This is a genomic window from Peribacillus sp. SIMBA_075 (assembly GCF_046534585.1).
Genome location: NZ_JAWRYN010000548.1, coordinates 1 through 274, shown reverse-complemented (window position 1 = coordinate 274; position 274 = coordinate 1). Strand labels below are relative to the sequence as shown.

Annotated in this window: 1 protein-coding gene; it reads left to right on the top strand. The window is 39.1% G+C overall.

The genetic code is table 11. The features are described 5' to 3' along the window. Window positions 1–274 (top strand): DHH family phosphoesterase (locus SB775_RS29350; protein WP_410864756.1); only part of this gene is annotated, 274 nt, incomplete at both ends.

Below are 274 nucleotides of genomic sequence, written 5' to 3'. Positions count from 1 at the left end.
ATCAATGGAGAAACACAATACGCATTAGATTTCTTTAAACAAAAAGCACCTCGTTTCATTGAAACGGCTGCAAACGAAACAAAGCAAGTCATTCTTGTCGATCATAACGAATTCCAGCAAAGTGTAAGCGATATTGATCAAGTACAAGTGACGGAGGTCATTGACCCTCACCGTATTGCCAACTTTGAAACAAGTGAACCTCTTTACTATCGTGCTGAGCAAGTTGGCTGTACAGCAAGGATCTTATCCAAAATGTACAAAGAGAATCAAATCA